General features: G+C 56.9%; 17 protein-coding genes and 2 riboswitches. Of the genes, 6 read left to right on the top strand and 11 right to left on the bottom strand.

Annotated features, from left to right (window positions below; all coding sequences use genetic code 11):
* Positions 1-3 precede the first annotated feature (3 nt).
* The 3 genes from PSTEL_RS23745 to PSTEL_RS23735 all read right to left on the bottom strand — a co-directional run bounded on the left by PSTEL_RS23745 (position 4) and on the right by PSTEL_RS23735 (position 2,987).
* Complete coding sequence (locus PSTEL_RS23745; protein WP_038699180.1) at positions 4-669, bottom strand: hypothetical protein; 666 nt, start codon at positions 667-669, stop codon at positions 4-6.
* A gap of 406 nt (positions 670-1,075) precedes the next feature.
* Positions 1,076-2,371 carry an IS110 family RNA-guided transposase gene (locus PSTEL_RS23740; RefSeq protein WP_038692930.1) on the bottom strand — a complete coding sequence of 432 codons (1,296 nt, stop codon included), beginning with the start codon at positions 2,369-2,371 and terminating at the stop codon, positions 1,076-1,078.
* Between the two features lie 94 nt (positions 2,372-2,465).
* Entirely contained in the window at positions 2,466-2,987 is a 522-nt protein-coding gene (locus tag PSTEL_RS23735; protein ID WP_052098914.1) for a copper amine oxidase N-terminal domain-containing protein, read from the bottom strand.
* Positions 2,988-3,383: 396 nt separating this feature from the next.
* Here PSTEL_RS23735 and PSTEL_RS23730 point away from each other — a divergent pair, with 396 nt between their 5' ends.
* Both PSTEL_RS23730 and PSTEL_RS23725 read left to right on the top strand, forming a co-directional pair.
* Positions 3,384-4,217: a helix-turn-helix domain-containing protein gene (locus PSTEL_RS23730; RefSeq protein WP_038699178.1), complete on the top strand. Its 834-nt coding sequence runs from the start codon at positions 3,384-3,386 to the stop codon at positions 4,215-4,217.
* 411 nt (positions 4,218-4,628) lie between these two features.
* Complete coding sequence (locus PSTEL_RS23725) at positions 4,629-7,628, top strand: efflux RND transporter permease subunit (RefSeq protein WP_038699176.1); 3,000 nt, start codon at positions 4,629-4,631, stop codon at positions 7,626-7,628.
* 165 nt (positions 7,629-7,793) lie between these two features.
* On the opposite strand, the gene PSTEL_RS23720 is transcribed toward PSTEL_RS23725, so the two are convergent.
* Positions 7,794-8,603: an alpha/beta fold hydrolase gene (locus PSTEL_RS23720; protein ID WP_218917568.1), complete on the bottom strand. Its 810-nt coding sequence runs from the start codon at positions 8,601-8,603 to the stop codon at positions 7,794-7,796.
* Positions 8,604-8,621: 18 nt separating this feature from the next.
* Positions 8,622-9,116 (bottom strand): DinB family protein, encoded by a 495-nt coding sequence (locus tag PSTEL_RS23715; RefSeq protein WP_038699174.1) that lies wholly within the window; start codon positions 9,114-9,116, stop codon positions 8,622-8,624.
* Between the two features lie 144 nt (positions 9,117-9,260).
* On the opposite strand from PSTEL_RS23715, the gene PSTEL_RS23710 reads away from it, so the two are divergent.
* Together PSTEL_RS23710 and PSTEL_RS27775 are read left to right on the top strand one after the other, a co-directional pair.
* Positions 9,261-10,214, top strand: coding sequence for a helix-turn-helix transcriptional regulator (locus PSTEL_RS23710; protein ID WP_038701581.1), 954 nt, complete (start codon positions 9,261-9,263; stop codon positions 10,212-10,214).
* Between the two features lie 24 nt (positions 10,215-10,238).
* Positions 10,239-10,427 carry a VOC family protein gene (locus PSTEL_RS27775; RefSeq protein WP_156995949.1) on the top strand — a complete coding sequence of 63 codons (189 nt, stop codon included), beginning with the start codon at positions 10,239-10,241 and terminating at the stop codon, positions 10,425-10,427.
* A 233-nt stretch (positions 10,428-10,660) separates the two neighbouring features.
* Here PSTEL_RS27775 and gcvPB read toward each other — a convergent pair whose 3' ends face one another.
* From gcvPB to gcvT, 3 genes are all read right to left on the bottom strand, one after another.
* Positions 10,661-12,118, bottom strand: a complete 1,458-nt coding sequence (gene gcvPB, locus PSTEL_RS23705) for an aminomethyl-transferring glycine dehydrogenase subunit GcvPB (protein WP_038699172.1) — start codon at positions 12,116-12,118, stop codon at positions 10,661-10,663.
* Positions 12,115-13,467, bottom strand: a complete 1,353-nt coding sequence (gene gcvPA, locus PSTEL_RS23700; protein WP_038699170.1) for an aminomethyl-transferring glycine dehydrogenase subunit GcvPA — start codon at positions 13,465-13,467, stop codon at positions 12,115-12,117. The genes gcvPB and gcvPA overlap by 4 nt, the downstream gene beginning before the upstream one ends.
* Before the next feature lie 205 nt (positions 13,468-13,672).
* Positions 13,673-14,782: a glycine cleavage system aminomethyltransferase GcvT gene (gene gcvT, locus PSTEL_RS23695; RefSeq protein ID WP_038699168.1), complete on the bottom strand. Its 1,110-nt coding sequence runs from the start codon at positions 14,780-14,782 to the stop codon at positions 13,673-13,675.
* A 136-nt stretch (positions 14,783-14,918) separates the two neighbouring features.
* Positions 14,919-15,017: riboswitch (glycine riboswitch) on the bottom strand.
* Between the two features lie 3 nt (positions 15,018-15,020).
* Positions 15,021-15,126: riboswitch (glycine riboswitch) on the bottom strand.
* A gap of 220 nt (positions 15,127-15,346) precedes the next feature.
* On the opposite strand from gcvT, the gene gcvH reads away from it, so the two are divergent.
* On the top strand, positions 15,347-15,739 hold the full coding sequence (gene gcvH / locus PSTEL_RS23690; protein ID WP_038699166.1) for a glycine cleavage system protein GcvH: 393 nt from the start codon (positions 15,347-15,349) through the stop codon (positions 15,737-15,739).
* 223 nt (positions 15,740-15,962) lie between these two features.
* On the opposite strand, the gene PSTEL_RS23685 is transcribed toward gcvH, so the two are convergent.
* From PSTEL_RS23685 to PSTEL_RS23675, 3 genes are all read right to left on the bottom strand, one after another.
* Entirely contained in the window at positions 15,963-16,601 is a 639-nt protein-coding gene (locus PSTEL_RS23685) for a hypothetical protein (RefSeq protein WP_038699164.1), read from the bottom strand.
* A 210-nt stretch (positions 16,602-16,811) separates the two neighbouring features.
* Positions 16,812-17,660, bottom strand: a complete 849-nt coding sequence (locus PSTEL_RS23680) for a flagellar motor protein MotB (RefSeq protein ID WP_038699162.1) — start codon at positions 17,658-17,660, stop codon at positions 16,812-16,814.
* Complete coding sequence (locus tag PSTEL_RS23675; protein WP_052098911.1) at positions 17,657-18,436, bottom strand: flagellar motor protein; 780 nt, start codon at positions 18,434-18,436, stop codon at positions 17,657-17,659. The genes PSTEL_RS23680 and PSTEL_RS23675 overlap by 4 nt, the downstream gene beginning before the upstream one ends.
* Before the next feature lie 141 nt (positions 18,437-18,577).
* On the opposite strand from PSTEL_RS23675, the gene uvrB reads away from it, so the two are divergent.
* The gene (gene uvrB / locus PSTEL_RS23670; protein ID WP_038699160.1) at positions 18,578-20,569 is read left to right on the top strand and encodes an excinuclease ABC subunit UvrB; all 1,992 of its coding nucleotides are present in this window, start codon (positions 18,578-18,580) and stop codon (positions 20,567-20,569) included.
* Positions 20,570-20,582: the final 13 nt, after the last annotated feature.

Here is a 20,582-nt window from a genome sequence, read left to right as displayed (position 1 = left end):
CCGTTACAGCTTCTCCGCCGTGAGCAGATACGTAACTTCAATCTTCCAGGCGCCATCCTGCAGCTTATGCAGGACGGTAACGGAGGTGGAGCGGTTGTCCTGGAAATCAGGCCCCTTCACCTTCTTCGTCGTCTGAGCGGCATACACGACGGCTTCGTCTGCGGAATATTTAATGATTTTGGCGGAATCCAGCGTGTAGGACAGATCGTAGAGCTTGAAGACCTGGCTGTAGGATTCCTTGGACATTTCATATGCCGGGGAGTCCGGATCGACATCTGCCAGCACGGCATCCAGGTTCTCGGCATTGCTGTTCTTGAAGTTGTTCCGGATTACCGTCATGATGGCGTCAGCGTCCCCTTGCGGCACCGCCGGAGCCGCGTTCAGCTCATCCTGGGCAAGCTGGTACTTCACACCGGTAATTTGCAGGCTGCTGATCTTCCAGCTGCCTCCGGCCTTCTTCAGTTGATACACATATTCAGCCGTTTCATCCGGCAGGAACGGTCCATCTGTTGTATGGCAGGATTCGACAGTCTGCACCGTCGCTTCATCCGCGCCCAGCTTCACAATATCCAGCTTATCGACAGACAGGCTCTGATCATAGGTCGCCATCTGTTTCTTGATCTGCGGACCGATGGAGGCCAGCGGCGAATCCGAAGCGATCAGGCTCATAATTCCGTCGTAATCCTCCCACTATAAATTAATAAAATCTCTTGTTTACTCACTCTTTCTCGGATTTTCACTCATTGACAGATCGAGAGATGGAGAAGTCATGTAAGGATGACATTATTTTCTGGAGGAGCCGGTGGCGGGAATAGAGGTCGGGGGATTATTTCCAACCCTTAGATAATTCCTCTGATCGCACCTTGGATATCCACACCTTCTTTTGACGGCTTACCCTCCCATGTCACGCTGGGTCTTAGCCCTTACATTCCTTCGTTCTGCCTCTCAAAAGGTGGACGCCGTTTCTTGCTCCTTTACAGGGTCGTTGCCCTTATGGAATAATTCCTACGGCTGCTCCGTGCTTCCGTTGTCTTGGCTCATTCCGGTCCGGCGGTAAACATGAATTCGGTTTGGCTTAAGCTGCCATCTGTAACTGAGCCTGACGCACCGGCCCTAACACGTCGTTTGCGTTGTACGGAACCTGCTTGGTTCCGAGCGTATGAAGCACGCGAATGAGCTTCCCACACAAGGCTACAAGGGATTGCTTTTTCTTGAGCGGATTTTGACTTCGCTTGGTGAAATACTGGTGCAGTGCCTTAAACTCGGCGTTCTTTGCCACCATGGGCATCACCGCCCGGAACAGCAGCGCCCTTAGGCGTGCGCGTCCACGTTTAGTAATACTGGATTTGCCCTTTTTCTTTCCCGAACTGTTCTCCTTGAGGTTTAGTCCGGCGAGCCGAATAATCTGCTGTCCATGCTCGTAACCGCTCAGATCCCCGACTTCGGCGAGAAACCCTGCCAACGTAACTACGGCTACGCCCGGAACGGTAAGCATCTCTTTCGTTCCCGGAATTTGAGCAAGGAGACGTTCCACCTCGGCCAGAATCTCTTCGAGTTGTCTGGCGAACATCTCATACTGCTCCAGAAGCGTCTTGATCTCCACTTTCGCTCCGGGAAGTCCTTCCGTAAGCCCGATGGAACGCCTCGCCGTTTCCATGAGGTGCAGCGCTCGTTTCGCCCCTACGGCTCGTTTTACGTCTTTTTTCCACCGCTGGACAATGGCCTCTGTGCCCATCTCTACGATTTCTCCTGGCGTTGGAAACTCGCTAAGCGTAATGCGTGATGCCTTGCCTTCCCAGTCTTTGAAGACCTGCGTGTACTCCGGAAAAAAGCGGTCCAGCCAGTTCTGCACCCGTCTTTGCACCTGCCCGAAGTTCACCATGATCTTCTCCCGAAGATTCATGAGAATCCGCAGGTCGGCGTAAACGCTCGTTGGCAGTTTGGGCTCGCTGTACTTCCCGTTTCGCACCAAATCGGCAATGACCTTGGCATCTTTATAGTCATTTTTCGTGGGTGAATTGTCTTCCAGTTCTTTGCTTTTGTGTACGTGATGCGGATTCACAATGACCAAAGGAATGCCCTGCCGCCCTAAATATTCCGCCAGCGTAAACCAGTAGTGTCCGGTGGGCTCAATACCGAAGAGGACGTCACTCTTGGCATGCTCCTGCTGAAGCTCCTTCATCCACTGAACCAGTTGCTCGAGTCCGGCACGGGTATTAGAGAACACACAATCCTTACCCAGTTCGATCCCTCGAAAGTCTATGGCGCGAGCCACATGGGTATCTTTGGCGATATCTGCGCCGACCACGAGGGTATTTTCGGAAATTCGGGTGATTCGTTGATTCTGTTTCTTCGATTGTTTATACTTCATGATAGAGTGCCTCCTATGCTGAAATTGTTCTTTGGTCGGAACGTTTCCCAGTATACAGAAGGCGCTTTTTTCATTCAAACCTCAGATTAATTCATTACAGGAATGGCTCCTTGTTGGAATAGTCCTCATACTGCTTGAAGAAAGCGGTGATTTCCTTCTCCCCGTCAACCTGAACTGAGTTCTGACTGCCGGGGAGAATGGAGACAAGGCCTTGCTTGGCGTCCCACGTTACGGAACCGCCTGCGGCTTCTCCGATGAAGCGCAGCGGCACATAGACGGTGCCGTCGATCATTTTCGGGGCAGAGGTTAGAGTCCGGGCCACGCCGTTCAGGCTGGCTTTTTTACTTCCCAATTGCAGCTTGATCAGGAGTCCGTCTTTGGTGCCGGTAATGGAGCCTGATTTCGCGTCAAAGACGACCTGCAGGCCAAGCTTCTCGAACACGGGCCGCAGCGGAACGAGGATCGAGCCGTGATCCTGTACCGGAGCATGGCCTTTCAGGTCCAGGGTCTGCTGGTCCACTTTGACGGTAATGGAAGCAGGGGCGGCTGCCGCGCTGAGACTGATCATTCCGGACAGCATGACTGTTGACAATAAGACGGGCAAAGTCTTTTTCATGCATCATTTCTCCTTGTTTCGGCTGCCCCGGAGGGAGCCGTGATATTATTGGCAGAGCCAAGCTTACTGCAAGTGTCAGCTGGCTACTATATCCAGCACTGCATATTTACATTCCGTTAAATATGCGCTATGATGATTCATTTGTCTTTATTTGGGAATGAGGCTTTATGGACAGCGATGTCGCCGTCACTGAAACATCATTGAAAAGTAAAAGTGGGGATGTTATATTTTCGATTAGGAAATGCTGGAATTAGACTTTTTATGTCGCTTTTTGGGATATTATCAGATGATAAAATGTAAGGAAGGACCGGGATTTGGCTTCGCTAAATTCGGAGATTCCAAATTGTAGCGGATTCAAGGGATACGGTTAGATCAGGATAGATGAGGGATATATAGATGAGCGCTGGGATCTGGAGCGGCAAGAAGGGGTACTGGTATACGGTTGATGAAATGACGGAAGAGGAGAGACGCTCGTTCGGGCATGCGGTAACGGATGAGACACACCCCGCCGGAACCCTGCACCGGCTTGCGGATGCGCTGTGCAGCCCGTTCAGGCTGCCCCCTGACAGGATGGTGGAGACGCTGCGGGATGAAATCGGTGGAATCGCCTCGTTTATCCCGATCCCCTTTGCCGCTTTTTTGACGGATGAGCACGGGTTCATTCTGGATGTGATTTCGCATTCCCTGCCGTTTCGGGTCTCGGGCCTTGAGGTGGGGTACAACCTGGCCAAAGGCAGCTGCGGGCTTAATGCCGTTTCGCTCTCTATGGAGAAGAACGGTATCGGAGTCGTCCGGGGCGATGAGCACACCCTGCCGATCTTCCGGAACTGGAATTGTGTGAGTGCGCCGCTGGAATGGAACGGGGACATCCGCGGGTACATCGATCTGTCATTTGAGAGCGACTGCCGGGTCGAATTTGCCATTCCCTTCGTCAAGCTGCTGTCGCTCAATGCGGCCTCCCGCCTTATGGTAGAGGAACGCGTCCTGCATGAACGCCGAAAGGAGCATCTGGAGCCCCTGTTTGAGGAGTTCCGGCTGTCTCCCCGGGAGAAGGAAATAGCCCAGGCCTGGATGGCCCGCAAAAGCGCCCTGTATATCGCCAATGAACTCGGGATCGCCGAAGGGACAGTCCGAAATATGGTCCGCAGTATTTATACGAAAATGAATGTAGGCGACCGCTGGCAGTTCATGAGCAAGCTGGCGCCGCCGAGAAGCGAATACCGCAATTAACCGCCGAAAGGCGGTTTTTTTAAAATATAAGACTGTATAAGTTGATGCTTACAATAGGTCTTCTATTTCTCGGTAAATGCACGGCGCCAAAAGGACGCCGTCAGGCGTTTATCCTTGGTAGGTATGGGTCGGCCGGAAGAGTTCCGGTTGGTCCTCCGCCTCCCCCTCGATATGGCGAAATAATCGCTACAGAAGGCCTCGGCAGCTGCGTTTTTGCAGCTGTCTGCCGGGCGGCTAGTCTTTGGCAGGGGAAAGGCTCAGTCTGGAGGCTGAGTGCCAAACCATGCGCAGGGCCGTTTTTCCAGTCGGCAAAAGACACTAAACTGAATCCGTAAAGAAGCGAATCGTACACAAGATATTCAGACAGATCAGCTTCGCAAAATACCGGGGAGTGGAAGGAGCAATCAGTATATGGAAAGGTTAACCAAATGGGCTTTTGGCAACAAGGCGGCCGCAGGGCTGCTGATCGTCATGGCGCTCGTCGTGGGAGTGATGAGTTACACTTCGCTGCCGATGGAATTTATGCCGGAGGCGGATAATCCGCAGGTGACGATTACGACGCTTGCACCGGGGCAGAACGCCCAGGCTATGGAGGAGAATGTGACGAAGCCGATCGAGGCCGCTGTCAATTCGGTAAAGGGCAAAACGGAAATGACGTCTTCATCCGGAGACGGCTATCAGCAGGTTAACATTAACTTTGATTCCAAGACAAATATGAAGGATGCTACGCAGGAGGTGCAGAAGGCGATAGATGCCCTGCAGTTCCCGCAGGGAGTGATGCGGCCCTTCGTGCTGCAGCTGAACACCTCCATGATTCCGGTATCCGAAATCACGCTGTCCTTTAAGGACGGAATCAACGAGGATACGCTGAATAAGGCGGAGACGGTCATCATTCCAGAGCTTCAGAAGATTGAGGGAGTCTCCAGCGTCTCGCTGTACGGCAAAACCTCGCCGCAGGTGTCGGTGAAGCTTGATCCGACGCGCATGGCGGCCAAGGGAGTCAGCATCGCCCAGGTAACGGGCCTTCTGCAGGGCCGCAGCGTCTCGGCTACCATCGGGGAGCAGACGATCGGCGGACAGACAGGAAACGTGGGCATCGTCTCCCAGATCGACAGCGTCGATACGCTGAAGGCTCTGCCTGTCACGGCGGGAGTGAAGCTTGCCGATATCGCATCGGTGCAGGTAAGTGCCGATCAGGAAAGCGTCAGCCGCTCGAACGGCAAGGATGTGCTGTTCGCGATCGTCATGAAGGAAGCGAACGCCAACGCGGTCGATGTCGGGAATAAGGTTGAGGATACCGTCGACAAGATCAACAAAGACGTGGAAGGCGCGACGGCGGAAGTGGTATTCAGCACGTCGGGCATGGTCGTCGATTCCGTCAACAGCATGATGCGCGAGGTGCTGCTCGGAGCGCTGTTCGCCACAATTGTCATCCTGATCTTCCTGCGCAACTTCCGCGCGACGCTGGTTACGATCATTTCCATTCCGTTGTCGCTGGCCGTTACGCTGTATCTTCTCGATGTTTCCGGCATCACGCTGAACATCATTACGCTTGGCGGTGTGGCCGTGGCGGTCGGACGCCTCGTGGACGACAGTATCGTGGTTATCGAGAACATCTACCGCAGATTGCAAAAAGAGCCGTTCTCCATCGAGATGATGATCTCCGCAACGAAGGAAGTGGCAGGCGCGATTACAGCTTCCACCATCGCAACGGTGGCGGTGTTCCTGCCGATGGGTCTGCTTCGGGGCAGCCTGCAGGCGTTCCTGCTGCCCTTCGCCCTGACGGTTACCTATTCGCTGCTGACCTCGCTGGTCGTGGCCTTGACCGTCGTTCCGCTGCTCAGCTCCCGGCTGTTGCGGAATACGTCCATGAAGGAGCATGAGCCTTCAAGATGGTTCAGCCGGTTCCTGGAATGGAACCTGAACCGCAAGTGGGTGTCGCTGTCCATCGGACTCATCGTGCTGATCGGCTCGATCGCTGCCTATGTGAACATGCCGAAAGGCGCGCTGGACGCGTCCGACGCCAGCTTCATATCGGTTGAACTGAAATATCCAAACGACACTCCGGTCTCCGAGGTGCTGGCACAGGGCAAGAAGCTGGAGCAGGCACTGATGAAGCAGTCCCAGGCCGAGACCGTGCTGATGCAATCGGGGAACAGCTCCGACGCCGCCAAATGGGGAAATGTCAGCTCGGTGACGGCTGTTGATTTCACAGTAGCGATGAAGAAGAACGCTGACTCTGAAGCCTTTGTCAACACAGTCCGGGGACTTCAGAGCTCATATCCCGGGGCTACGCTTACCGCCAGCGCGCAGAGCATGATGGGCTCAAGCTCTACAAGTGAATATGTTGACATCACCGGCGATGATCTGACCAAGATTACAGCGGTGGCGGATCAGGTCATGACCAAGGTCAAAACCATCGACGGCGTCCGCAAAATATCCAGCAACATGGAGGATACGAAGCCGGTCTTCTCCTTCCGCGTCGATCCGGCCCAGGCCAACGCGCAGGAAATCGCCATGCAGCTGTCTGCGGTGCTGAATCCCGTGCCGCTCGGCCAGATGGAGCTGAACGGAGCCCCCGCGGCGGTCGTCATGGCGCCGATTGCACAGCCTGCTTCTCAGCAGGATCTGGAGAAGCTGACCATCATGACTTCGGAAGGGCCGAAGGCTCTGTCTTCCCTGGCGAAGCTGGAAGTCAAGGATGAGCCGGCCATGCTGTACCACAAGGAAGGCAAGCCTTATGTGCGGATTACGGCTGATGTCGATCCGAAGAAGGTATCCGAGATCGGCGCCTCCATCAAGAAGGAGACGGACGCCATCACGCTGCCTACCGGCGTGAACCTCTATGCAGGCGGCGCCTCCGCCGACCAGTCAGGCGACTTCAAGGATCTCGGCATGACCGCCCTGATCTCCATCGGCCTCGTCTATCTGATCATGGTGGTTACCTTCAAGACGCTGCGTGCTCCGCTTGCCATCATGTTCTCGCTGCCGCTCGCTGCTATCGGCGCCGTGGTCGGCCTGCTGATCTCGGGCGTTACGCCGGACTTCACCGCTCTGTTCGGCGCATTGATGCTGATCGGCATCGTGGTCACGAACGCCATCGTGCTGATCGACCGCGTCAAGCATAACGAGGCGCATATGACGATCCGGGAAGCGCTGCTGGAAGCGGCCGGAACGCGGATGCGGCCGATTCTGATGACGGCCATCGCCACGATCTGCGCCATGCTGCCGCTCTTGTTCGGCCATTCCGAGCAGGGCAGCATCGTCTCCCAGAGCCTCGCGATCGTCGTGGTCGGCGGTCTCACCGCCGCCACCGTGCTGACGCTGATCGTCGTTCCGGCGATCTACGAGCTGTTCTACTTCCGCCGGTCGGCCCGCCAGCGCAGACAGGCGCTGAAACAGGCCGCATAATAAAAACCGGTGTAACCATAATGGTCACAACCAGAACCGATGCAACCAGAACTGACGCAGCTAGAGTCGGTGCAACCAGAACTGACGCAGCTAGAATCGGTGCAACCAGAACCAAACCGGCATAATGTTAAAGCCCGGTCCCTTGAAGGGGCCGGGCTTTAACATTTAGTCCGCCGTCCCGAGGGATTGCAGGAAGCGGGTCACTTCCTCCAAATAGCGGACCGGATTGTCGAAATGGATGGCATGGCCGGCTTCGATATGAACCAGCTTCGTGTTCGGTCTTCTCGCAGCCATGTCCTCCGCCATTTCGAAGCTGAGGCATGAACTTGACGTGCCGTGGAGCAGCAGGGCGGGGCAGTCCGTCGCCAGCCAGTCCTTCCAGTGGTCGCCGTTCAGGAGCTTCTGCGACGTCACCATGTCTTCGGGGACAAATGGCAGTCCCCAGCCGTCTTCATACTCTCTCATGGAGTATGCAAAAGCCGGTCCGAGCCGGCCCATCGCCTCCACCAATGCCTCCTTGGTCGGCATCCGCTGCGGCCAGTTCAGCACAAAGCTTAAATCGTCATTTACCGCCGCGCCGATATCTTCAATGATCAACGCCGTCACTAACTCGGGGCGGCGGGCGGCCATCCGGTAGGCGACGACGCCGCCGAGCGAGTGGCCGAGCAGGATGACCCGGTCGAGCCCCAGATGCTTCAGCAGCGCGAGAAGATCGTCGACATACCGGTCATTCTCGTAGCCGGCCGGCTGCTCCGACTCGCCGTGGCCACGCTGGTCAAGGGCAATGATGCGATACTCCCCGGCAAGGGAGGAGGCGAGCCCCCGGGCGAACAGGCCTTCATTCATATGGCCGTGCAGCGCGATCAGCGGCTCGCCGCTTCCGCCGAAATCGAGGTAGGACAGCACGGTGTCCGGACGTTTCAAGTATTTTCGGGTATACACCATGCCGGGGGGCGCCGCCAAATGCTCATTCATGGGGAATCCTCCTTTGGTTCAATACAGATGGGACATGTTCACCTCATAGCCCAATTCCTTCATATAATTAAACAGCTGGGCCCGGTGATGCTGGGCATGGGTGACAATCTCAATCAGCCATTTGGCCTGGGCCGTGCCATGCTCCAGATAGAAAGGTTTCGTCGTCTTGTACAGAAAATCCTCGTCGCTCAAGCCCTCCATGTACGCTTTCAGGTCTGACAAACCTTTGCTCATCCATGCCGAGAGAGGCTCAGCCGTGCGCTCCCGATCGATCTCCGCTTCGGCCTGCTGGATATCGTTATGAGGGTGCTCCTGCAGAATCAGCAGATCCACATAAGGAATGGCGACCAGATGCTGCGCGAGCTCAAGCAGCGTCCGCATATTATCCCGGGGGCGATATTCCCAGTGTTCCGGCGCAACCAGACGGAGCAGGGCTCCGGTTGTTCTTGCGATCAATTCCAATTCTTCGAACAGCAGCTTCTTCATTTCTGTGACGGCTTGCGAATCCTGCATGCTTGCTCACACCTTCCTAATTCATTGTTCTTCCTGACTCCCATTGTAGCGTATAATAGTGACAATAACTGTCATAGTTAAAAAGATTTTGTCCACAGTGAAAGGAGCGCCTCCGATATGCCGAATCCAGCCGGAGAAGACCGCATCTCCAAATCCAAACGCCTGCTGGAGCTTATGCAGACCGTGAACCGGAAGAAAAAGTTCACCGTAGGAGAGTTGGCCCGGGAATTCGGGGTCTCGCGGCGGACGATTTTGCGGGATCTGCAAGAGCTTGGTGAGCTTGGCGTCCCCCTTTATTCGGAGGTCGGTCCGAGCGGAGGGTATCAGGTGCTGAATGAGCGGATTCTTCCGCCGATCGCCTTCCGGGAGGAGGAGGCGGTCGCGCTGTTCTTCGCCAGCCACGCCCTGCGGCATTATTCCAATCTCCCCTTCGAGGGGGAAGCTCAAACCGCACTGCAGAAATTCTATCATTATATGTCGGGGGAAGTGCGCGACCGGATCGACGAGATGAAGAACCGGGTCGACTTCGTCATACCGGAGCGGACGGCGGGAGCGCCTTATCTGCAAGCGCTGCTGGATGCTTCGGTTCTTCAGAAGGTTATCCGCATTGGATACCGGACGGCGGGCGGCGTGTCGGAGCGCGACATCCAGCCGATCGGCATTTATGCGAGCAGCGGACTGTGGTACTGCCCGGCTTACTGCTTCCTGCGGGGAAGCGTCAGGCTGTTCCGGTGCGACCGGATCGCCAGCGTAAGCGACCAGGCGCCGAACCGGCAGGCTCTTGATTTGAGCCAGATTCATCTGGGGAATTGGGAGGGGGCTTTTCCGGAAACGGAGAAATACATCCCCTGCCGCGTCGCACTGACCGAGGAAGGCGTCCGGGTATGCCAGGCGGAGCTGGGACGGCGGACGCTGATTCAGATCAGAGAAGATGGATCGGGAGCCGTCGACGGGACCATTCCAGTCAGCGAGCTTCCGTATTTCGCCACTCTGTTCATCGGACTCGGGAACGACGCCGAGGTGCTGGAGCCGCCGGAGCTGATCGAGCTGATGAAGAAGAAGCTGCAGGCGCTGCTGGAGAAGTATTCCGCCAAGTGAGAAGCTTCCCGCGTGTGTGCGGAAATGCATTACAGAAATGGCATACAGGCAGCTTACGGATTTACTGTTGACGAGGATATTCCAACACTCTATGGGCAGCTCCGGGACAAGGGGATCAGGGTTGGGGAATTGACCGATTATCAGGGATTATCCTTCAAGTTTTTTGATCCGGACGGAAATGCCATTGAACTGTGGGGAGATTACCCGGTATAGCTTTTGGTCAAAAAAATCGGCGGCCGCCAGGATTTCATTCATGTCCTGGCGGCCGCCGTTATTTGAGTCGGCGTTGTGCGTCATTTCGAATATACACTTGGTGGTGCGGGATATTGACCAGCATTTGTATCATTCGTTGCTGGACGTTTGATTGGTTGGGTTTGATATCGCTGTATGGTGATTGGATGCCGAATGCTCGATTGTAAAATGCCGGACTATCGCCGCATGTTCTTTTAGCTGCAGGCGCAGTTCAGCACCGGCTTACGGGCAGCCTGCGTCTCATCCAATCGGCTGATTTCCGTTGTATGCGGCGCTTTCAGTACGATCTCCGGCGTCTCCTCGGCCTCGCGTACGATCTGGATCATCGTCTCGATGAAGCCGTCGAGCGTCTCCTTGCTCTCCGTCTCGGTCGGCTCGATCATGAGGCATTCCTCGACCGTAAGCGGGAAGTAGACAGTCGGCGGATGGTAGCCGAAATCGAGCAGGCGCTTGGCGACATCCAGCGTGCGGACGCCGTACTGCTTCAGATTTTTGCCGGACAGGACGAATTCATGCTTGCAGATGCCCGGATAAGGAACCTCGAAATAAGGCGCCAGCCGGCTCAGCATGTAATTGGCGTTCAGCACGGCGTTCTCCGATACCTCGCGCAGACCATCCGGCCCGTAGGTCCGGATATAGGTGTACGCGCGGACCAGGATGCCGAAGTTGCCGTAGTAGGCCTTCACCCGTCCGATCGACTGCGGGCCGCTGTCCTTCAGGGAGAAGCTGCCGTCCTCGTTCTTTGCCACGGTCGGCGAAGGGAGGAACGGAATCAGCTTCGCCTTCACGCCGACTGGACCTGCTCCGGGACCGCCGCCGCCATGCGGTGTGCTCATCGTCTTGTGCAAATTCAGATGCACGACGTCGAAGCCCATATCGCCGGGGCGCGTAATGCCCATGATGGCGTTCGAGTTGGCTCCATCGTAGTAGAGCAGGCCGCCGGCTTCATGAACGATCTCGGCGATCTCCACGATCTGGGTCTCGAACAGGCCGAGCGTGCTCGGGTTCGTCAGCATGAGCGCAGCGGTGTCGGAACCGACCGCCGCTTTCAAGGCATCCAGATCGACCATGCCCTGCGGCGTCGAAGGAATCGTAACCGTGGTGAGACCGGCTGCCGATGCGCTCGCCGGGTTCGTGCCGTGGGAAGAGTCAGGGACGATGACCTTCGTCCGTTCCTCGCCGCGGGCTTCGTGGTAGGCCTTGATCATCATCAGGCCAGTCCACTCGCCATGGGCGCCGGCCGCCGGCTGAAGCGATACGGCGTCCATGCCGGTCAGGGCGGCGATGTCGCTTTGCAGCGTATGCAGCAGCTCCAGAGCGCCCTGAATGCTCTCTTCCGGCTGGTACGGATGAATCTTGGCGAAGCCGGAGAAGCGGGCGACATCCTCATTGATTTTCGGATTGTATTTCATCGTACAGGAGCCGAGCGGATAGAAGCCGTTGTCTACGCCGAAGTTGCGGCGGGACAGGGCGGTGTAGTGGCGGATGACATCCACCTCGGACACCTCCGGCAGAGCCGCAGGCTCTTCCCGCAGCAGACCGGCGGGCAGAAGGTCCTCCAGCTTCTCTTCCGGCACATCGCATTCCGGCAGGGAATAGGCCGAACGGCCAGGGCGGCTCAGTTCAAAGATCAGGCTCTGTTCCGGTTTCATAAGCAGCCCTCCAATACGCTTGCGAATTCGTCGATCTCGCTCTTGCTTCGTTTCTCGGTTACGGCGACCAGCATGCAGCCGGCCAGCTCAGGGTATTCCCGGCCCAGATCATACCCGCCAAGGAAGCCCTCCGAGAGCAGCTTCCGGTTGACTTCCTGCACTTCGGTTCCCTCCGGCAGCTTCAGCACGAACTCATTGAAGTAAGGGGAAGCGAAGGCCAGCGATACACCGGCAATGCCGGCCAGCTTGGCGGCGGCATAATGGCTCTTGCGGATGTTCAGTCCGCCGACATCCTTCATGCCCTCTTTGCCCATAACGGACAAATACACGGAAGCGCACAGCGCGAGCAGCGCCTGGTTGGAGCAAATGTTCGACGTTGCCTTCTCGCGGCGGATATGCTGCTCGCGGGCCTGCAGCGTCAGCACGAAGCCGCGCTTGCCGCTGCGGTCGACCGTCTGGCCGACGATCCGGCCAGGGATGCGGCGCATCAGCGGCTCGGCGACCGCGAAGTAGCCGCAGGTCGGCCCGCCCAGCGAGGCGTTGATGCCGAGCGGCTGCGCGTCGCCGACGACGATGTCGGCGCCCAGCTTGCCCGGCGTCTCCAGCACGCCAAGGGCGAGCGGATTGGCGCTGACGACGAGCAGCGCCTTGGCGTCATGCGCGAGCTTCGCTATCGCGCCAATATCCTCGATGCATCCGAAGAAATTCGGATACTGGGCCAGCACGGCGGCGGTATCGCCGTCGACCGCCTGCGCCAGCAGGGCGAGGTCGGTCACGCCGTCCTCGCAGCCGACCAGGACGACCTCAAGGCCGAGTCCGGCTGCAGAGGTCGCCAGCACCTGCCGCGCTTCGGGATGAACCGCGCGGGAGACCACGATTTTCTTCCGCTTCGTATGCGCGGAAGCCAGCACCGCCGCTTCGGCCAGAGCCGTCGCGCCGTCGTACATGCTGGCGTTGGCAACCTTCATGCCGGTCAGCTCGCAGATGTAGGACTGGAATTCAAAGATGGCCTGAAGCTCGCCCTGGCTGATCTCGGGCTGATACGGCGTGTAGGCCGTATAGAATTCCGAACGGGAAATGACATGGTTGATGACGACGGGAACGTGATGGTCATAGAGGCCGGCTCCCAGAAAGCTGGTGTGGCTGTCAAAATCGGCGTTCTTGTCCGCCAGCCGTTTCATATGCCGCAGCAGGGCGTATTCGTCCAGCGCCTCCGACATTGGCAGGCGGCCCTTGTAGCGGACCGCTTCGGGAATATCGGCGAACAGCTCTTCAACGGACTGAATCCCGATCTCCGCCAGCATTTCGCTGCGGTCCTGCTCGGTCATCGGCAGATAACGATGCTTCATGTTTCGGATTCACTCCTTGGCTAAATGGGATGGATAACGCATGGTTGGGCTTATCATATGTCAGGCTTATCATGTGGTCAGGCTTATCGTGACCGGTCTTGTGCGAGCGGCGCGTCTCCGTGTTCCATGTCCGGCTTATTCCGGGGGGCCGGGCACGGCCGCTGCCTTTCGGCGTGTTGATCCTACGTGTTGATCCTATAGATAATTATCCCTGGCGCTCCCGCTTGTAAAAAGGAGCCTTCACGACAACGGCCTTCAGCCGCTTGCCACGGATTTCGACTTCAAGCTCAGCACCGATTTCGCTGTACTTCGCTTCGACCAGCGCAAGCCCCAGATTCCGCTTCAGCGTCGGGGACTGCGTGCCGGTTGTGATCTCGCCGATTTGCCTTCCGTCTGCATAGACGGGATAGTGTGTGCGCGGAATGCCGCGGTCGATCATTTCAATGCCGACCAGCCGGCGCGGAATGCCTTGGTCCTTCTGCGCCTTCAGCGCGTCACGGCCGATGAAATCGCCTTTATCCAGCTTCACGAAGAAGCCGATACCCGCCTCCAGAGGCGAAATGTCCTGCGACAGCTCCTGCCCGTACAGCGGCAGCTTCGCCTCGAAGCGAAGCGTATCCCGCGCCCCCAGTCCCGCCGGGGTGAGACCATGCGCGCTGCCGACTTCCAGCAGCCGGTTCCACAGCTGCACGGCCGCCCATGTCGGCGCATAGATCTCGAAGCCGTCCTCGCCGGTGTAGCCGGTGCGCGACAGCAGCACCTCTGTGCCGCAGACGGACGCTTTTTCCACAAAATGAAACGGCTTAAGCTCAGCCAGCGGGAGATTGGTCACCTCGCTCAAAATCTGCTGGGCATGCGGTCCCTGAACCGCCAGAAGCAGCGTCTCCTCGGAGACATCTTTCAGCTCCACGCCGCTCGCCGGCAGGTGATCCTCCAGCCACTGGTAATCCTTGCCAATGTTCGAGGCGTTGACGACCAGCATGTAGCGCCCCTCTCCAAGCCGATAGACGAGCAGATCGTCCACCGTTCCGCCATTCGGATAGCAGAGCAGGGAATACTGGGCCTGGCCGTCGCTCAGATTGCGGACATCATTGGTGGTCATGAACTGCAGGAAATCCTCGGCCCCGCTTCCGGTGACCATAAATTCGCCCATATGCGAAACGTCGAACAAGCCGGCACGGGTACGTACCGCCTCATGCTCCTTCTGGATGCCCGTGAACTGCACCGGCAGCTCCCAGCCGCCGAAATCAATGCTTCTGGAATCCGGGAAAGCCGCGTACAGGTCGTAAAAAGGCGTTCTTTTCAAAGTCTCCAAAGGCCGTGCCTCCTATCGAATTTTTGCTTGTCTTATCATTCCAAAATGAATGGTTCGGATTCCAAAATCCCCTGCTGATGCGCAAAAAAGGACAGAGCAAAGACGAATGCAGCCGCAGCGCTGTTCTTCGTCTTCGCTCTGTCCCTTGTACCTGAGAGTTACCCCGCGATTTTGTGTCAAAAGCAGGTTTCCCCGTTGGTGACCGTCCGCCGTAAGCGTCCGGTGCTCTCCAGAGATGCGTCCGGCAGAGGTCCTTTTGCCTGAGAGATTCACCGCCGGGGCCTCCCCGGGGCTTACTCCTTCGGCGCCGTCCTATTCGGAACGGTCTCTCCCTACACCATCATCCGCCATTTCGTATGTGATTCTTCTCACTCCATTAATACTTGAAACGGGGAACCGTGTCAACAGGAAATGGCCAAAAACGCCGGATGAAATTTAATTGCTGTTAGATATATTGACACTGGATAAGGGCATAACTTAGTCTATAGCTATCTGAAAATTCATAACCCAATTCGAATCATTCCCAAATGAGTGGTTCCGGACGAAAAGAGGCGGCAACCGAAAATGAGTGAAATTCTGGACAATCTCCGGTACAGTGAAGAGCATGAATGGGCGCAGCAGGGGGAAGGTCGCACCGTGCGCATCGGCATTACCGACCATGCCCAGCATCTGCTGGGAGATATCGTATTCGTCGAATTTCCGGAAATCGGAACGGCGGTTACGGCAGGCGAAAGTGTGGGCAGCATCGAATCGGTCAAGACGGTATCCGAATTATATTCGCCGGTCTCGGGAACGGTTACTCGGGTCAATGAAGCGCTGGAGGACAGCCCGGAGCTGCTGAACGGGCAGCCTTACGGGGACGGCTGGATTTACGAAGTGGAAGTGGACGGAGACTATGCCGAAGTGACTGCAGGACTGCTGGATGCGGCGGCATACCGCGAACTGGTCGGTGAATAAGTAAACGGTTGGAGATAAGTGAAAAAGACGGCAGGCTCCCCTCCGGCAAATTCGTTTTCGCATGATTCGATTGCGGGTGGACATGGGGCCTGCTTTGCTATGTTTTGCGGAACGTGATGCTTCTTGAAATACGTGATGTCTCTTGAAATATGTAATGTTTCTTGAAATACATGATGTCTGCTGAAATTCATGATATTTGCCGAGGCTGGTGTGCCGAAACCGATTATTTGACGGGAAAGCCGGCGATTCCGGGGAAAATCTCGGGAGCCAGCCTCCAGAATACCGGGAACAACCAAAGGGCGGCGGCTGCGAACAAGGCCCAGATTGCCAGAAGTCTCGTGCCTTTGCGGATTCTTTTTGCCGGGCGGACGATCAGAAGGCCATAGACTGCGGCGGAGTAGAAGGGGAAGAGAGCGGCTGCGATCATGGCGAGAGCCAGTTTAAAAGTGACCTCGCCCTGCGAGATGGGGATCATAGCATCCGGGTTGCTAGCGGGATTCGCCCAGAATACGATAGCGATCAGCGGCAGCCAGGCCGCCAGCACATGGACGATATAAGCCGTGATGCGATTGGAACTGTTCAGCTCCGCAGCAATCAGCCAATAGCCGCACCAGACGAGCGCATAGACGAAGCCGAAGGCCAGCATCCAGATCCGCATTTCAATCAGGGTGCTTCCAGTCGGCAGGCCAGACGGCAGTTCCCAGAATAAGCGGGGCGAGCTCCACAGCAGGAATGTCCCGAAGGTGTATATGAACAGCAGCAGGATGACCTGAAAGATGATACCGATCCAGGGCAGAATGGCGATATTCATAAGATATTTCCACAGCTTCGAGCTGGATAGCGGGCGGAATGGGGAAGACATGGCTTCATCAGCTCCTTTCCTCTTTCAATTTCCGCATTCTGCAAGTTTTTCCTGCTATGAGGCATTGCGGGTCAACGTAAAAAGACGGATTTCAAAGCGTAGTCCAATCCGGTACTACCTGGAATCCGTCTTTCTTTTGTGGCTTTTTGGGTCTGCCGGAGGTCTACTTTGGTGAGTTCCGGCCGATACTAGCAGTATGTATTTACCACTCTATTCGCTCTGCAGCTGACGCAGCACAATGATCTCCACGCGCCGGTTCTTCTGGCGTCCGCTGGCGGTACTGTTGTCGGCAGCCGGCCGCGTATCGGCATAACCCGCGTACTGGAACCGGCTGGCACTGAGTCTTTCTTTTTCAAGGAAAAAGCGGAGCACAGACTGGGCGCGTTCACCCGACAGCTGCCAATTGTCCCGGTATGGAGAGGAGGGCAGCACCGGCGTGTTGTCGGTGTGTCCCTCAATGCTGATCACCGCAGAGATGTCCCGAAACAGGCCTGACAGCTGGTGCAATGCGGGCTGCGCGTCAGGCTTCAGGTCGGCCCTGCCGACATCGAACAGAAAGCGGTCGCTGAGCGTGATGGTGATGCCCTGGGGCTTGTCCGCGACAAAGATCTGATCGCCAAGATTATTGTCCGCTACATATTGGGTAATGACGTTCATCAGCTGGGCCAGCTTGGCTTCCTGCTGGCGGAAGGCCAGTTCGCGCTGCGAGGGGGAAGCCGTAGCTTCCGGCGCGGCGGTTGGTGATGCACCGCTCTTGCTTCCATCCGGTGTGGCGGAAGGCTGGGCCGAGGACAGGGCCTCGGAGCCTTGTCCGTTGTCCTTTCCCTTTTGGCCGCTCAGCAGTCCATTCCCGCCGTCCAGAAGGCCGCTTCCAGTTTGGAACGAGCGCTGAAGCGAGGAGATGACGTTCCCGTATTTTTCCTGATCGAGGCTGCTCATCGCAAACAGAATCACAAAGAAAATTAGCAGAAGCGTGATCAAATCAGCGTATGTAATCATCCAGCGGTTATGGCCATCCCGTCCCTCCCGTCCCCGGGTGACGCTTCTTCGCTGTCTCATAGCCGCGCCTCTGCAGGCGTCCGGCCCGGGGTTTCGCGGTTCAGGAAGGTGGAGAGCTTCTTGCGGACGAGATTGGGGTGATCGCCATTCTGTACGGAAAGGATGCCGATGAGCAGCATTTCCATCTCCTGTACCCGCAGCTGCCCGCGCGCTCTGATCTTGGAGGCGATGGGAAGGAACAGAAGATTGGCGCTGGCAACGCCGTACAGGGTGGCCGTGAAGGCCACCGCGATCGAGGGGCCGAGATGCGAAGGATCAGTCAGATTCCCGAGCACGCGGATAAGTCCCATGACGGTGCCGATGATTCCCATGGTCGGCGCATAGCCGCCCGCGGCTTCGAACAGCTTGGCGCCGCTCTCATGCTTCTGCTCCTCCGAGTCCATCTCGAACTCCAGGATTTGCCGAACCTGTTCGGGATCGGTGCCGTCGACGATTAGCCGCAGCCCTTCACTGGTAAAAGGGTCGGGGTGGCTGTCCGCCCTTGGCTCCAGAGCCAGCATACCGTTACGGCGGGAAAGGGTCGCCATTTCGACCATTTCCTCTACCAGCTCCTCGAGGCGGTCCGGGCTGCGTCTGAAAGCCATGCCAAGCGCCGCCGGGATGCCGCGAAGGGTCCGGGCGGGAAAGCTGATCATAACGGCCGCGACGGTTCCTCCGATGACGATCAGAGCGGCGTTCCATTGCAGAAGGCCGGTAATCCGTCCGCCTTCCCAAAAAAAGCCGCCGACCAGTGCGGCGATTCCGGCCAGAATGCCGATGATAGAGGTGAGATCCATGAAAGTTTCTCCTTTATAATTAGGTTTGCATGATAGACGGAAGGCATGTATAATTGACGGGAACAAACATTCTTATATTGCTGATATGATCCAGCATTTGACGCTTTCATATATTTTAGACGATTAGGGGGAGACGGGCAAATGAATGATATTGTCGTCAGTACAAAGACCTTCAATCTGGAGTCCGAGTACACACCCCAAGGCGACCAGCCCCGCGCCATTGCCGAGCTGGTGGAAGGGCTGAAGCAGGGCAAGAAGCATCAGACACTGCTGGGCGCCACGGGAACGGGCAAGACGTTCACCATTGCGCAGATGATCGCCAAAGTGAACAGACCGACGCTGGTCATCGCGCACAACAAGACGCTGGCCGCGCAGCTGGCGAGCGAGTTCAAGGAGTTTTTTCCGCAGAACTCGGTCGATTATTTTGTCAGCTACTATGATTACTATCAGCCGGAGGCTTACATCCCTTCTTCGGATACTTATATAGAGAAGGATTCCAGCATCAACGAAGAGATCGATAAGCTGCGCCACTCCGCGACGAGCTCGCTGTTCGAGCGGAGGGACGTCATCATCGTGGCGAGCGTATCCTGTATTTACGGCCTCGGATCGCCGCAGGAATACGGCAGCCTGCTGCTCTCTCTCTGGGTTGGCATGGAGAAGCCGCGGAATCAGATTTTGAGCCGGCTGGTCGATATCCAGTATCAGCGGAATGATCTCAATTTCGTCCGCGGCACCTTCCGGGTGCGCGGCGATGTCATTGAGATTTTCCCCGCTTCCCAAGGGGAGCACGCCATCCGCGTAGAGCTGTTCGGCGACGAGATCGAGCGGATCACCGAGATCGACGTGCTGACCGGCGAGCTGATCGGCGAGCGTGATCATGTCGCCATCTTCCCGGCGTCTCACTTCGTGACGCAGGAAGAGACGATGCGCGTTGCGCTTAAGAATATCGAGCGCGAGCTGGAGGAACGGCTGGCAGCGCTGCGTGGGGCCGGGAAGCTGCTGGAAGCCCAGCGGCTGGAGCAGCGGACCCGGTATGACATCGAGATGATGAACGAGGTCGGCTTCTGCTCCGGAATCGAGAACTATTCCGGACCGCTGACCTTTCGCGAACGCGGCGCGACGCCATACACGCTGCTGGATTATTTCCCGGACGATATGCTGATCGTCATCGACGAGTCGCATGTCACGCTGCCGCAGATCCGGGCGATGTACAACGGCGACCAGGCGCGGAAGACCGTGCTGGTCGAGCATGGCTTCCGCCTGCCGTCGGCGCTCGATAACCGCCCGCTGAGATTCGAGGAGTTCGAGGACAAGGTGAAGCAGATCGTCTATGTATCCGCTACTCCTGGACCTTACGAGCTGGAGCACTGCGATACGATGGTCGAGCAGATTATCCGGCCGACAGGTCTATTGGACCCGATTATCGAGGTTCGTCCCACAGAGGGACAGATCGACGATCTCATCGGCGAAATCCGCGAGCGCATCGACCGCGACGAACGCGTTCTCGTTACGACGCTGACGAAGAAGATGGCGGAGGATCTTACCGATTACCTTAAGGATATCGGCATCAAGGTCCGTTACCTTCACTCCGACATCAAGACGCTGGAGCGGATCGCAATTTTGCGCGATCTGCGCCTTGGCACATTTCATGTCCTCGTCGGCATTAACTTGCTGAGAGAGGGCCTCGACCTGCCGGAGGTATCGCTCGTTACGATACTGGATGCCGATAAGGAGGGCTTCCTCCGTTCCGAACGATCGCTGATCCAGACGATCGGCCGGGCGGCGCGGAACTCCGAAGGCAAGGTCATCATGTACGGCGACAACATTACCGAATCGATGGATAAGGCGATCACCGAAACCCAGCGCCGCCGCTCCATCCAGACCGCCTACAATGAAGAGCATGGCATTACGCCGCAGACGATCCACAAGAAGGTACGCGACGTCATCGAGGCAACGAAGGTAGCCGAGTCCAAGGCCGACTATCTGACCGGCGCTTCCGGCAAGATGAACAAGAAGGAACGCCAGACGCTGATGCAGCGCCTGGAGGCCGAAATGAAAGAGGCCGCCAAGAACCTTCAGTTCGAACGCGCCGCCGAGCTCCGCGACGCGCTGCTGGAGCTGCGCGCCGAATAATAACGCTGACTAC

The organism is Paenibacillus stellifer (assembly GCF_000758685.1).
Classification (GTDB): domain Bacteria; phylum Bacillota; class Bacilli; order Paenibacillales; family Paenibacillaceae; genus Paenibacillus_AQ; species Paenibacillus_AQ stellifer.
This window is presented reverse-complemented; position numbering and strand designations above follow the sequence as displayed.